17 protein-coding genes and 1 pseudogene are annotated in these 10,669 nt (G+C 49.1%); 8 read left to right on the top strand and 10 right to left on the bottom strand.

Features of this window, described 5'->3' with window-relative positions; all coding sequences use genetic code 11:
* Window positions 1–123 precede the first annotated feature (123 nt).
* A complete protein-coding gene (gene dgcJ / locus ACLD11_RS20055) occupies window positions 124–1,617 on the top strand; it encodes a diguanylate cyclase DgcJ (RefSeq protein ID WP_183059728.1) in 1,494 nt (497 codons plus the stop codon).
* A 49-nt stretch (window positions 1,618–1,666) separates the two neighbouring features.
* Window positions 1,667–2,185 (top strand): YbaK/prolyl-tRNA synthetase associated domain-containing protein, encoded by a 519-nt coding sequence (locus ACLD11_RS20050; RefSeq protein WP_411015288.1) that lies wholly within the window; start codon window positions 1,667–1,669, stop codon window positions 2,183–2,185.
* Here the strand turns inward: ACLD11_RS20050 and yoaI are convergent.
* Window positions 2,182–2,289: a small membrane protein YoaI gene (gene yoaI, locus ACLD11_RS20045; protein WP_000272239.1), complete on the bottom strand. Its 108-nt coding sequence runs from the start codon at window positions 2,287–2,289 to the stop codon at window positions 2,182–2,184. The two genes, ACLD11_RS20050 and yoaI, sit on opposite strands and share 4 nt — an antisense overlap.
* Window positions 2,290–2,494: 205 nt before the next feature.
* Here yoaI and ACLD11_RS20040 point away from each other — a divergent pair, with 205 nt between their 5' ends.
* Window positions 2,495–2,941, top strand: coding sequence for a DUF441 domain-containing protein (locus ACLD11_RS20040; RefSeq protein ID WP_000460698.1), 447 nt, complete (start codon window positions 2,495–2,497; stop codon window positions 2,939–2,941).
* Here ACLD11_RS20040 and ACLD11_RS20035 read toward each other — a convergent pair.
* Window positions 2,921–3,715: an AraC family transcriptional regulator gene (locus tag ACLD11_RS20035; protein ID WP_000579793.1), complete on the bottom strand. Its 795-nt coding sequence runs from the start codon at window positions 3,713–3,715 to the stop codon at window positions 2,921–2,923. The genes ACLD11_RS20040 and ACLD11_RS20035 overlap by 21 nt on opposite strands.
* Window positions 3,716–3,815: 100 nt before the next feature.
* Here ACLD11_RS20035 and ACLD11_RS20030 point away from each other — a divergent pair, with 100 nt between their 5' ends.
* Complete coding sequence (locus ACLD11_RS20030) at window positions 3,816–5,000, top strand: CynX/NimT family MFS transporter (RefSeq protein WP_411015286.1); 1,185 nt, start codon at window positions 3,816–3,818, stop codon at window positions 4,998–5,000.
* A gap of 118 nt (window positions 5,001–5,118) precedes the next feature.
* Window positions 5,119–5,466 carry a DUF488 domain-containing protein gene (locus ACLD11_RS20025; protein ID WP_411012392.1) on the top strand — a complete coding sequence of 116 codons (348 nt, stop codon included), beginning with the start codon at window positions 5,119–5,121 and terminating at the stop codon, window positions 5,464–5,466.
* Here ACLD11_RS20025 and ACLD11_RS20020 read toward each other — a convergent pair.
* Together ACLD11_RS20020 and ACLD11_RS20015 are read right to left on the bottom strand one after the other, a co-directional pair.
* Window positions 5,452–5,763, bottom strand: coding sequence for a hypothetical protein (locus tag ACLD11_RS20020; RefSeq protein WP_411012391.1), 312 nt, complete (start codon window positions 5,761–5,763; stop codon window positions 5,452–5,454). The genes ACLD11_RS20025 and ACLD11_RS20020 overlap by 15 nt on opposite strands.
* Before the next feature lie 68 nt (window positions 5,764–5,831).
* Window positions 5,832–6,083, bottom strand: a complete 252-nt coding sequence (locus tag ACLD11_RS20015; RefSeq protein WP_000673492.1) for a DUF333 domain-containing protein — start codon at window positions 6,081–6,083, stop codon at window positions 5,832–5,834.
* Between the two features lie 195 nt (window positions 6,084–6,278).
* Between ACLD11_RS20015 and ACLD11_RS20010 the strand changes: the two genes are divergently transcribed.
* Window positions 6,279–6,377 carry a YoaK family small membrane protein gene (locus ACLD11_RS20010; protein WP_001589065.1) on the top strand — a complete coding sequence of 33 codons (99 nt, stop codon included), beginning with the start codon at window positions 6,279–6,281 and terminating at the stop codon, window positions 6,375–6,377.
* Window positions 6,378–6,516: 139 nt separating this feature from the next.
* Here the strand turns inward: ACLD11_RS20010 and ACLD11_RS20005 are convergent, their stop codons facing one another.
* The 6 genes from ACLD11_RS20005 to ACLD11_RS19980 all read right to left on the bottom strand — a co-directional run bounded on the left by ACLD11_RS20005 (window position 6,517) and on the right by ACLD11_RS19980 (window position 10,051).
* A complete protein-coding gene (locus ACLD11_RS20005) occupies window positions 6,517–6,765 on the bottom strand; it encodes a GlsB/YeaQ/YmgE family stress response membrane protein (RefSeq protein ID WP_000512149.1) in 249 nt (82 codons plus the stop codon).
* 313 nt (window positions 6,766–7,078) lie between these two features.
* Window positions 7,079–7,720, bottom strand: a complete 642-nt coding sequence (locus ACLD11_RS20000; protein ID WP_183059751.1) for a hypothetical protein — start codon at window positions 7,718–7,720, stop codon at window positions 7,079–7,081.
* Window positions 7,721–7,949: 229 nt separating this feature from the next.
* Complete coding sequence (locus ACLD11_RS19995) at window positions 7,950–8,132, bottom strand: DUF1869 domain-containing protein (protein WP_411012390.1); 183 nt, start codon at window positions 8,130–8,132, stop codon at window positions 7,950–7,952.
* 2 nt (window positions 8,133–8,134) lie between these two features.
* Window positions 8,135–8,497: a DUF1971 domain-containing protein YeaR gene (gene yeaR / locus ACLD11_RS19990; RefSeq protein ID WP_001248993.1), complete on the bottom strand. Its 363-nt coding sequence runs from the start codon at window positions 8,495–8,497 to the stop codon at window positions 8,135–8,137.
* Between the two features lie 172 nt (window positions 8,498–8,669).
* Window positions 8,670–9,308, bottom strand: coding sequence for a leucine efflux protein LeuE (gene leuE, locus ACLD11_RS19985; protein WP_000457190.1), 639 nt, complete (start codon window positions 9,306–9,308; stop codon window positions 8,670–8,672).
* A 197-nt stretch (window positions 9,309–9,505) separates the two neighbouring features.
* Entirely contained in the window at window positions 9,506–10,051 is a 546-nt protein-coding gene (locus tag ACLD11_RS19980) for a chorismate mutase (RefSeq protein ID WP_411012389.1), read from the bottom strand.
* An 82-nt stretch (window positions 10,052–10,133) separates the two neighbouring features.
* On the opposite strand from ACLD11_RS19980, the pseudogene ACLD11_RS19975 reads away from it, so the two are divergent.
* Window positions 10,134–10,288: pseudogene (locus ACLD11_RS19975) on the top strand (hypothetical protein).
* Window positions 10,289–10,366: 78 nt separating this feature from the next.
* The gene (locus tag ACLD11_RS19970; RefSeq protein WP_000208086.1) at window positions 10,367–10,615 is read left to right on the top strand and encodes a biofilm/acid-resistance regulator YmgB/AriR; all 249 of its coding nucleotides are present in this window, start codon (window positions 10,367–10,369) and stop codon (window positions 10,613–10,615) included.
* Window positions 10,616–10,669 lie beyond the last annotated feature (54 nt).

Raw genomic sequence — 10,669 nt, 5'->3', positions numbered from 1 at the left:
CTATGCTCCTGGGGACTCACTCCCTTGCCGCCTTTAAGCAACTCGAATTATTTGGGGTATATTAGAGGAATTCTCATCGCTATGGTAAACTAATGCATCCGACTTTCAGGGCTGTAGTTCATCATGAATTTGCATCATAAAGCGCTCAGGCACTTTATCTCGGCAAGCGTCATCGTTTTGACATCGTCCTTCCTGATTTACGAACTTATTGCCAGCGACAGGGCAATGAATGCCTATATGCGTTATATCATGGAGAGAGCCGATTCGTCGTTTTTGTACGATAAGTACCAGAATCAGAGCATCGCCGCACATTTGATGCGAACTTTTGAAGCGCCGGGAGACCCCGTCACCGCAGGAAAACGCCGCGCGTTTTGCGACGCCTTTGAGGCCATTAACGGTACGCACGGCGTCAACCTGACCCGGCATAATTACCCGGCGCTACATGGTACCCTGCAAACCGCCGCTACACAGTGTACCGATAATCTTGATGACACCCTTTTACTGCCTGCATTTGATCAGGCGGTAAGCATCAACCGTTCGCAGGACGACCACAGTCACGGGCTGGGCACACTGGAGCTTAAATTCCGTTATTACGTTGATTTAAATAAACATTATGTCTATTTCTATGATTTAATCAACTCACGGCGCTTCGCCATGCATCGTTGGACTTTTTTACAAAAAGGCACAATGGGTATTAACAGAAAAGATATAGATAAACTTTTTACCGGCCGTACGGTTATTTCAAGTATTTACATGGATGATATTACCCAGGAAAACGTCATGAGCTTTTTAACGCCAGTCTATCTGGCGGGAACGTTAAAAGGTATCGTGATGGTGGATGTTAACCAGGATAATTTAAAAAATATTTTTTATACCCAGGACCGTCCGCTGGTTTGGCGTTATCTTAACGTAACACTAAAGGATATGGACTCCGGAAAAGAAATTATTATTAATCAAAGCAAAAACAATCTGTTTCAATATGTGAATTATAGCCATGATATCCCTGGTGGGCTGCGCGTTTCTTTGTCCCTTGATTTAACCTATTTCCTTGTCTCGTCCTGGAAAGCGCTGGCCTTTTACTTACTGGCAACGGCACTCCTGCTTAATATGGTACGGATGCATTTTCGGCTTTATCGCAACGTGACACGCGAAAATATTAGCGATGCCATGACCGGGCTTTACAACCGTAAAATATTAACACCGGCGCTGGAACAGCGACTGCAACGCCTGGTCAATACCGGGACGCCGGTGACATTTGTCGCTATTGATTGCGATAGGTTAAAACTGATCAACGATACCCAGGGGCACCAGGAAGGCGACCGAATTATAACCCTGTTGGCGAAAGCGATTAAAACATCGATTCGTAAAAGCGATTACGCCATTCGCCTCGGCGGCGATGAGTTCTGTATTATTCTTGTTGATTACGCGGCGGATTTGGCTATCCATCTGCCGGAGCGTATTATTCGTAACCTGCAAATTATCGCACCGGATAAGACAGTCCATTTTTCTGCCGGGATTTATAATATGCAGCCCAATGATACGATTAATGATGCCTACCAGGCTTCCGATGCGCAGCTCTATCTGAACAAACAACAAAAACAACATCGTTCATCATAGTGCTTCGCAGTAAATGTTCATATTGCACCAGGAGTGAGAAATGGCCGAAATGACTGAAGTCGCGAAGGGTGTCGCTATACACCAACGTTTAGTGGCTTTATTAACCCAGGAGAACGCGCGCTATCGTGTGGTGAGCCATGAAGCGGTAGGAAAATGCGAAGCGGTATCTGAAATACGCGGTACTGCGCTGGGCCAGGGCGCAAAAGCGCTGGTCTGTAAAGTCAAAGGCAACGGCGTCAACCAGCACGTTCTTGCTATTCTGGCGGCCGATCAGCAAGCCGACCTCTCTCAGCTTGCTTCACATCTGGGCGGCTTACGCGCTTCCCTTGCCAGCCCGGCGGAAGTCGATATGCTGACCGGCTGCGTTTTTGGCGCAATCCCGCCTTTCAGTTTTCACCCCGATCTAAAACTGGTCGCCGATCCGCTCCTGTTTGAGCGTTTCGATGAAATTGCCTTTAATGCCGGCCTGCTGGAAAAATCAGTCATTATGAATACACAGGACTATCTACGCATCGCCCGCCCAGAACTGGCAGTCTTCCGCCGCTTTCAGTCATCGCCAACGGCTTAGTCCCCTTCCCCTTCAAGGAGCAATACAGACACAACGATAATGATAAAAATGGCGAAAAACGACGCCGTAATCATCAGCGCTTCAAGAAACGGTGGATCGTACATAATTGTATCCTCAGGAAGACAACAATGACGGTTCATCGGTTAGCAATACGCGGCGTTGATGGCAATTTAATGACAACGCCGTTTTTCACGTAGAGATTGTCTTTCAGGCAGTTGCCTGAAATCCGCATCAATCGTTAAAAAGGCCTGTGCGCTTTCTCGTTTGGGCGTAAAGTAGTCAGGCTTACTTTTTGGCAAGGAAACCATAATGTTTGATGTCACTCTGCTGATCCTGCTCGGACTGGCAGCTCTGGGATTTATCAGCCACAACACCACTGTCGCCGTCTCAATTCTGGTGCTGATTATTGTCCGCGTAACCCCGTTGAATACCTTTTTTCCCTGGATTGAAAAACAGGGGCTCACCGTCGGGATTATTATTCTGACCATCGGCGTGATGGCCCCCATCGCCAGCGGAACCCTACCGCCCTCCACATTGATCCACTCTTTTGTGAACTGGAAATCGCTGGTCGCGATTGCCGTCGGCGTTTTCGTCTCCTGGCTGGGCGGTCGCGGCATTACGCTGATGGGAAACCAACCGCAGCTCGTCGCCGGGCTGCTGGTCGGTACGGTACTTGGCGTCGCGCTGTTTCGCGGCGTGCCGGTCGGCCCACTGATTGCGGCGGGGCTGGTCTCTTTAATTGTGGGGAAGCAGTAACTCGCCCGTCAGATACTGGCCTGGGGTCTGCCCCAGGCCTTTTTTAAACATCGTAATGAATGCCGTGGTGGAATCATAACCCAGCATTTGCGCCGTCTGCTGTACATTACGTCCCGCGATTAGCGCTTGTAGCGCCAGAATTAATTGCAACTGATGACGCCAGCGACGAAAGCTTAGCCCCGTCTCTTTGACGACCAGCCGGGCAAGGTTACGCTCGCTCATCGCGAATACGCTGGCCCACTGCCCTAACGTATTCCATCGCGCGGGCTCCTGCGCCATTGTCTCAACCATTTGGCGAATTTTCGGATGCCCCGATACCGGTAATTGCAATTGTTCCTGCGGCTGCTGCGGCAGTTCATCAAATAACACCTGAATAAGGCGCTGCGTTGGCATTTGCGCTCTTTCGGGATCGGTTCTGCGCGCCAGCGATAAAATCAACTCCCGGCATAACGGCGAAATTTTCAGCGTGCAGCAACGCTCCGGCATGACGACCGCCGCAGGTTCAATAAATAAAAAGCACAGCTCCGCCCCTGCGGTCACATGATTACTGTGCGGCAGCGAGCCGGGGAGCCAGACGGCATACTGGGGCGGAACCATCCACATCGCATTTTCCACCTCACAGGTGATCGCGCCGTGCAGAGCGAGGATCAACTGTCCCTTGCGATGCTGATGGCGAGGGCTAAACAGTTCATCATCCCTGGCGCGAATACAAAAGGCCACAGCGGCATCGTGGTGAAGGTCGGGATCGTAACCGTCCAGTCTCAGGCCAATCATTATATTGTCCGATTTTAGCGATAAATTGTCATTTTAGCTTGATTCATCCAAACAGTAAAAACTGTTAAGGTATCGCCTCGCCTGACGAGATGAGAAAACGATGACGACAGCCCTTTCACCACGCGGCAAACAGGGCGCTTTACTGATTGCCGGTATTTTGATGATAGCCACTACGCTACGCGTAACATTTACCGGCGCTGCGCCGTTGCTGGAGACAATCCGTTCGGATTACGGTCTTTCCACCGCCCAGACGGGCCTGCTAACAACCTTGCCGCTTCTGGCGTTTGCACTGGTTTCGCCGCTGGCGGCCGGTATTGCCCGCCGGTTTGGGATGGAACGCAGTCTGTTTGCCGCAATGCTGCTGATTTGCGTGGGTATTGCTCTCCGCTCCCTGCCCTCCGCTGCATTGTTGTTTGCCGGAACTGCCATTATTGGGTGCGGGATCGCGCTGGGTAATGTGCTGCTACCAGGATTGATTAAGCGCGATTTTTCACAACATGTCGCCAGGCTGACGGGCGCGTATTCATTGACGATGGGCGCCGCCGCCGCGTTGGGGTCCGCGCTGGTGGTTCCGCTGGCGTTGCACGGTTTTGGCTGGCGCGGCGCGCTGTTAATGCTGATGCTGTTTCCGCTGTTGGCGTTTCTCATCTGGTTGCCGCAGTGGCGCACTACCCGCTCAGCTAACCTGAGTAGCTCACGGGCATTACATGAACGCGGTATCTGGCGTTCGCCTTTAGCCTGGCAAGTTACGTTGTTTCTGGGACTTAACTCACTGATTTATTATGTGATCATCGGCTGGTTACCAACAATACTCATCAGCCACGGTTACAGCGAAGCACAGGCAGGATCGCTACATGGCCTGCTGCAACTGGCGACCGCGGCGCCTGGGTTAGCTATTCCGCTTATTTTGCATCGCTTTAACGATCAACGCTGGATTGCCGCGCTGGTCTCACTATTGTGCGCGGTGGGCGCGGCGGGACTTTGGTTTGTGCCGGGCCAGGCGGTCATCTGGACGCTACTGTTCGGCTTCGGTTCAGGCGCGACGATGATCCTCGGCCTGACGTTTATCGGCCTGCGCGCCAGTTCGGCGCATCAGGCGGCGGCGCTTTCCGGCATGGCGCAGTCGGTCGGGTATTTACTGGCGGCATGTGGGCCGCCCGTCATGGGAAAACTTCATGATGCCAGCGGTAGCTGGTATCTACCGCTGTCAGGCGTGACGATTCTGGCTATCATCATGGCGATTTTCGGCCTCTACGCCGGACGCGATCGAGAGATAGCGTCATAAATAAACCTGATACCCACTTGAATGCCTGATGACGCTTCGTTTATCAGGCCTGATCCATTAAAATCATTACCGCTATCCAGAAAAAGTACCGTAAGCGACACCATCACAGGAGGGAAAAATGCGAATCCAGTGTAAGCGCGTCTATTTCCCGGCGGAAAAAGACGATGGTTATCGGGTATTGGTTGACAGGCTATGGCCGCGCGGCATTAAAAAATCGGCGCTGGTCTATGATGAATGGAATAAGGCCATTACGCCCTCAACCGAATTGCGCAAAGCCTTTCATAGCGAACTGATTGATTTTAACCACTTCGCGCAGCAATACCGGGCAGAACTTGCGCAGCAGCATCAAGAAGGCAAACGGCTGGCGGATATTGCCCGACAGCAACCGCTAACGTTGCTATACGCCGCTAAAGATACTCGCCAGAACCATGCTATTGTGCTGGCAGAGTGGCTACGAGAGCTGTGATTGTCGTGCCGCCGCCTGGCCTGGTTGTCTGTCCGGGGACAACGGCATCAAATGTTCTGCCCGCACCCAGGCAAAACCGTGCTGACCATTGGCGGAGGCTACGTCGCCCGTGACCAGCCACAGCGCCCGAGGCGCTTCTTTCGGCAGTAAGGTGACGTGTCCATTTACCGGGTTAATGAATTCATCGCCGGGTTGACACAGGCAAAATAGCTCAACCGATTTACCAATATTCTGCCGTCCGGCGGGTGTTTTAGCGCCAATAACTATTGCCAACGCGCCCGGCTTTAACTGAAACATATTTTCTTGCGCCGCATGAAACTCATTATCAGATTGTTCTTAATCATATCCCGTCGGACCGCAGGTTGTCACTTTTTCGTATCAGGGTGCTCTCTGCGCCATAATGTCCACTCATCAATGATTTCGCCATTGGGCAATTTGCAATCGGAACGCACGCCTTGTGGGGTCTGCACCGGCATCAGCGTACCGCCCTGTTGCTCACAGTAGACGGCTGCCGGATTAGGCATCCCAATACGCGGCGGCCTGGGGGCGTTGGGTTGCGACGATGAACAAGCGCTCAGCAGCAATACGCCTGGCAACGCAATCCACGTAAATTTCATAACGACTCCTTAAAGAGATATTTTGTCCAGGATAACCTGGCTGATACGCTATTTCCATACTTTCTGTCAGCGCTTTAGCGGGTGTTTATCCCGGGTTAAGTCAGTAATAGCCACGCCCTGTCACAAAGCAACCGACCTTTTGTCGCTGAGAAAACCCTGCTATTCTGGCGTCCCCTGAACAGTGAAGGTAATAGCATGAGAGTGGGTATCCTCTTCCCTGTCGTCATTTTCATTACGGCAATATTATTTTTGGCATGGTTTTTTATTGGCGGTTACGCCGCGCCGGGAGCATAACCATGAGGAAAACAACGATGGTGTTGATGGGCATCGCGCTAATTGCGGTGGCGGGTACCGAACTGGGCTGGTGGTAAATTCATTTTGAATAATAAAGACTACCTGTCGTAGCCTTTATTATCTCTGATAAGTTCTGCGTTTAGCTTTTGATTTTTCTGTAGATTAACAGCACGACAATCGCGCCGATCACCGCGACTGCAAAGCTGCCGAAGTTGAAACCATCCACTTTGCCAAAGCCAAAGAACGTACTGATCCATCCTCCGACTACCGCACCGACGATCCCCAGAATGATCGTCATAAAGAATCCGCCGCCATCTTTACCTGGCATGATCCACTTAGCCAAAATACCCGCAATAAGTCCAAAAATAATCCATGAAAGAATGCCCATTTTTTCCTCACTTATGTCTTAACGTTAGCGGTTTATTTGCCGTTAAAAAGAATAGCACATCGTCAGGAAAGTGAAGTTTGTGATATCCATCACCTTTTAGCACCGTGGATAAAAGCGCATAAATATCAGGGTTGCAATCATTAATGATAACGATTATCTTTATCAACACCGAGTGGTTGAGTTTATAACCCACCTGTTCGGTACGACATTGCTCACATTGCTTCCAGTATTATTTGCCCGCCTCACCGAGTGCGGGCTTTTTTTGCTAACCGCTATCTATCCCATGTCGAATTCATGGTCTTTTTCAGCCGCGCTATTTTGCGTGATACGGGGTCATCTCCAGCGCCGTACATTCATCCTGCTTGTCCTGCTGCATGAACCCCATGGTCACCATAAACAAACCGATCATAAATGGCACTTCATAAAGCTCTTCAATCAAATCTGTGTAGCGAGCGTTATGCAGGAATATCGGCGACAACCACCGATGATGCTCGACAGTGTCGGAAATCAGATATGAACATGCCGTCACGGCAAACAGCCACAATGGTAGAGGAACGTCCCGCAGACGACGAACAATCTCCTTACGTAGCCCGGCAGAAAACAGGACTGGCAAGACTAACGCAGCAATTAATAGCACTGAAATCGTTCTGAACAGTATACGCGGCTCGTCAGGGAAATAGTCACGCCCCCAACTGGTGCTTCTACCCAACAGCACCACCCACCAGACAACAGCCCATAGCCAAAACTGCTTTGCCCCTTCGGGACGGGAAAGTGGCCGTATATACCAGGCGGTAAATAGCGCCCCAAACAGTAACCATAACGCTTGTCCGTTTTCAATCCATCGGACCACCACGCCGTTAAGCAAAGGCAATTGCCAGTCCGCCGTAAACGGGATGACCACAGCGGCAAGCGCAAGAGTAAGTGCTGACGAAGTTAATCGGGTATCGAGTTTCATGATCATAAGACTCTTCTGGTTTTTAATACCCAATCATAAGTTTTATGAATAAGCTCTCATTAGCAAACAATGCGATATTCTTAATGTTTTCTTAATGTTTCTTTTCAACCCATGTCTGATGTAAATAAATAGTGCTTTTCGATACGCAGAAACCGCATCACGCTGGCTATGCGCGATGCGGTTTCTGATTTAAAAAATCACTTTATATCAAATAGATACTGCAACATCCTTACCAACCGCAAACGTTGTGTTCGTTTTCGGTATCGTAGGAACGCACGGTATTGACCAAATCCTTCACAACTTCTGCTGCAACTTCAGGTACCAACAACGTCATCGGTGCTTCCGTTTCATAGTCCACAGAGACGCCGTTGCTATTATTCGTGACCGTGACGGTATAAGTGGCTTTTCCCATTATTATTCTCTCCCGGCATGAATGACTTTTCGTGAGGTCGCCCCTTCCATCAGTACTTCCGGCGCGACAAAAAAGTCGATGTTAAAATAGGTATCATCCGTCATGACCTCAATATTGTGCCACTTTTCCGGAGGAAACACGCCAAACTCGCCGGCATTGATCACCATGATCTCTTCCGGCTCAGAGCAATGCTCATCAGCGTATCCGAGATATTTGACCGCCCCCTGCATCACCGAGAGGCGAGGATAAACACCGGGTCGCGTTCCCTTATCAAGGTGGCGTTCGAAAATTCCGGCAGGCGCCGTCTCTTTGTTCCAGAATGGCGTGGAACGTGTATGGATATGATTTTGTGGAATTTGCCGCATTTGCTTCCCTCTTCCCGCAGGTTACTCAGCGATAATCTCATCGCTGTCGTAAAAAGGTTACGCTCCAAAAACAGCATTTTAAATACCATTTATTGGTTACTCTTTTGCTGTTTTCCACGCGATAAAACCGAAAGGGGAGCAATGACCCGCCGTTGTCGACGGGTCCAGGGGGTTAAGACTGGAGCGTTGCCAGCCGGGCGGCAAATCCGACGAAAAGAAGGCCAATCAAAGAATTGCCCACTTTTGCCAGTTTCTTTTTGGTTCCGATATAGTGGGTTACAAAAGCACCAGAAAGAATTAAAAAACTCAGATAGCAAAAACTGACGATTTCAAGGGTGGTCGCCAAAATAAAAAATGACACCCCAGTATGCGGCGCAGTAACATCAATAAATTGCACAAAAAAGGAAACATAAAAAAGTATGGCTTTAGGATTCGTCAGGCTAAGAATTAACGCACGCTTAAAAATAGCGCCAAAAGGAACTACCGTTTCCGTCGCCGCACGCCCCTTTGAGGTCAGAGTGGCGTAAAGGATTTTTGCGCCAAGGTAGAGCAGATAAAACGCGCCGAGATAGCGAACAATGTTAAACAGAACCGGCGTTGTTTTGATCAACGTCGCCACGCCCGCATACGCCAGAAACATTAATATCGCATCGCCGATAAACACGCCGCATGCGGCAAGATATCCTCCTTTAACCCCGCGTCCCACGCTATTTTTAAGCACAAAAAGCGTATTCGGTCCCGGTACCAGAACGATAAAAATCGCCCCGACCAGGTACGTCCAATAATTCAGAACACCATACTCCGCGAACACATTAACCTCTTCCTGAAAACATTTACGCTTAACTGCGAAACAGTATGCTAACGAATGCACTGGAAGATGGGAAGCGAAACCACGTCTCTCCAGGCCGCTATTCCGCCACGCTTATACCCACATCACCTAAAAACGTTCTTTTATCGCCACCCTCGCAGGCAATCACCAGGTATTGGCCCACGTTTCCTCATGGGGAATTAACGCGCGCGTCGCACCAAAGATAAGGCTGCCAACACATTGCTGATATTGCTCTCATTCAGATTCGGCGCATTAAAGTGCGTTCTCAGCCACGCCATATCCTCGTGGCTGAAAGCGCCGACCATCAAGCGCTGGCTGATAATGATCAACATTTGATTATCAAGTTGTCGAATACGTTGCCGGGTGACCGACAAGGTTTGTATCGGAAAGGAGGGTTCTGAGCCGGTTCGCCACTGCGCTAAATAGCGGTACTGTATCGCTTTACTGGCATCCATTAGCGAACGAATAAAAGGGGTTATCGAATGCGGGTCCAGACCGTTATTTTTCGCTTCTTCTTCAGCCTCGGCAAAAACATTTTGTTCACGCGTGAAATCCTCTATCGGCAGATGGTGCTTCATTTTATAAGCAGCCACATCTTTCATTAATAACATGCGTTCATTGAGCGCGGTTAAGAGCGCGCCAAGCGATACCGATGTTACCGAATCGGCAAAAGTGGTGCTGCACATCAATAAAGAACAAAGAAAAATGGCGATATGACGAATCATTAATCAACCTCCTTTTACGGAGGCCTGACAGTAATTTACCTTTATTAAGATAACATTAAGTAATTATTACAGATGGGTATTAATGCTTATTCGTTTAAACTGGAGTGATAAAAAGGACAGGCCGTTGATTCTGCGGAATCTTTACCTTCATTTAAAGTGCATAAAATATACAACAAATCACACAAATGTGACGTGCATCACGTTTTTATGATTTTTTATTACAGTTTTATGATATAGGTCTAACTTTAATAGGTCACTAATTTCTCTCCCCCGCTCAGGGAGATCGGCTTCAATTTACATCGAATATGGTGAAATATGACTACCATTACACTAGTCAACGAACAAAATAGTACTGGCAATCCTTTTTCTGCACATATGTTATGTGAACAGCGAGCTATTCAGGAAATTACTTACGAACTATTGCAATCGCAGCAGCATGTCTCAAATAAGGATATCATCGCCAAACTTATTGAAAAACTGGAAACAGAAAAAGACGTAGTGCAGCTTGATATTTACCGTAATGCCTTAGAAGCCGTTTTGTTTCAGACACCTGACGACATCTAATATATACCCAAATAATTCGAGTTGCTTAAAGGCGGCAAGGGAGTGAGTCCCCAG

The organism is Salmonella sp. 741265116_PST, assembly GCF_046567715.1.
GTDB lineage: Bacteria > Pseudomonadota > Gammaproteobacteria > Enterobacterales > Enterobacteriaceae > Salmonella > Salmonella enterica.
This window is presented reverse-complemented; position numbering and strand designations above follow the sequence as displayed.

What these genes read in the sequence shown, in the direction of transcription:
- dgcJ (WP_183059728.1), top strand. Translation starts at nt 124, where the DNA reads ATGAATTTGCATCATAAAGCGCTCAGGCACTTTATCTCGGCAAGCGTC.
- ACLD11_RS20050 (WP_411015288.1), top strand. Translation starts at nt 1,667, where the DNA reads ATGACTGAAGTCGCGAAGGGTGTCGCTATACACCAACGTTTAGTGGCT.
- yoaI (WP_000272239.1), bottom strand. Translation starts at nt 2,289, where the DNA reads ATGTACGATCCACCGTTTCTTGAAGCGCTGATGATTACGGCGTCGTTT.
- ACLD11_RS20040 (WP_000460698.1), top strand. Translation starts at nt 2,495, where the DNA reads ATGTTTGATGTCACTCTGCTGATCCTGCTCGGACTGGCAGCTCTGGGA.
- ACLD11_RS20035 (WP_000579793.1), bottom strand. Translation starts at nt 3,715, where the DNA reads ATGATTGGCCTGAGACTGGACGGTTACGATCCCGACCTTCACCACGAT.
- ACLD11_RS20030 (WP_411015286.1), top strand. Translation starts at nt 3,816, where the DNA reads ATGACGACAGCCCTTTCACCACGCGGCAAACAGGGCGCTTTACTGATT.
- ACLD11_RS20025 (WP_411012392.1), top strand. Translation starts at nt 5,119, where the DNA reads ATGCGAATCCAGTGTAAGCGCGTCTATTTCCCGGCGGAAAAAGACGAT.
- ACLD11_RS20020 (WP_411012391.1), bottom strand. Translation starts at nt 5,763, where the DNA reads ATGTTTCAGTTAAAGCCGGGCGCGTTGGCAATAGTTATTGGCGCTAAA.
- ACLD11_RS20015 (WP_000673492.1), bottom strand. Translation starts at nt 6,083, where the DNA reads ATGAAATTTACGTGGATTGCGTTGCCAGGCGTATTGCTGCTGAGCGCT.
- ACLD11_RS20010 (WP_001589065.1), top strand. Translation starts at nt 6,279, where the DNA reads ATGAGAGTGGGTATCCTCTTCCCTGTCGTCATTTTCATTACGGCAATA.
- ACLD11_RS20005 (WP_000512149.1), bottom strand. Translation starts at nt 6,765, where the DNA reads ATGGGCATTCTTTCATGGATTATTTTTGGACTTATTGCGGGTATTTTG.
- ACLD11_RS20000 (WP_183059751.1), bottom strand. Translation starts at nt 7,720, where the DNA reads ATGAAACTCGATACCCGATTAACTTCGTCAGCACTTACTCTTGCGCTT.
- ACLD11_RS19995 (WP_411012390.1), bottom strand. Translation starts at nt 8,132, where the DNA reads ATGGGAAAAGCCACTTATACCGTCACGGTCACGAATAATAGCAACGGC.
- yeaR (WP_001248993.1), bottom strand. Translation starts at nt 8,497, where the DNA reads ATGCGGCAAATTCCACAAAATCATATCCATACACGTTCCACGCCATTC.
- ACLD11_RS19980 (WP_411012389.1), bottom strand. Translation starts at nt 10,051, where the DNA reads ATGATTCGTCATATCGCCATTTTTCTTTGTTCTTTATTGATGTGCAGC.
- ACLD11_RS19970 (WP_000208086.1), top strand. Translation starts at nt 10,367, where the DNA reads ATGACTACCATTACACTAGTCAACGAACAAAATAGTACTGGCAATCCT.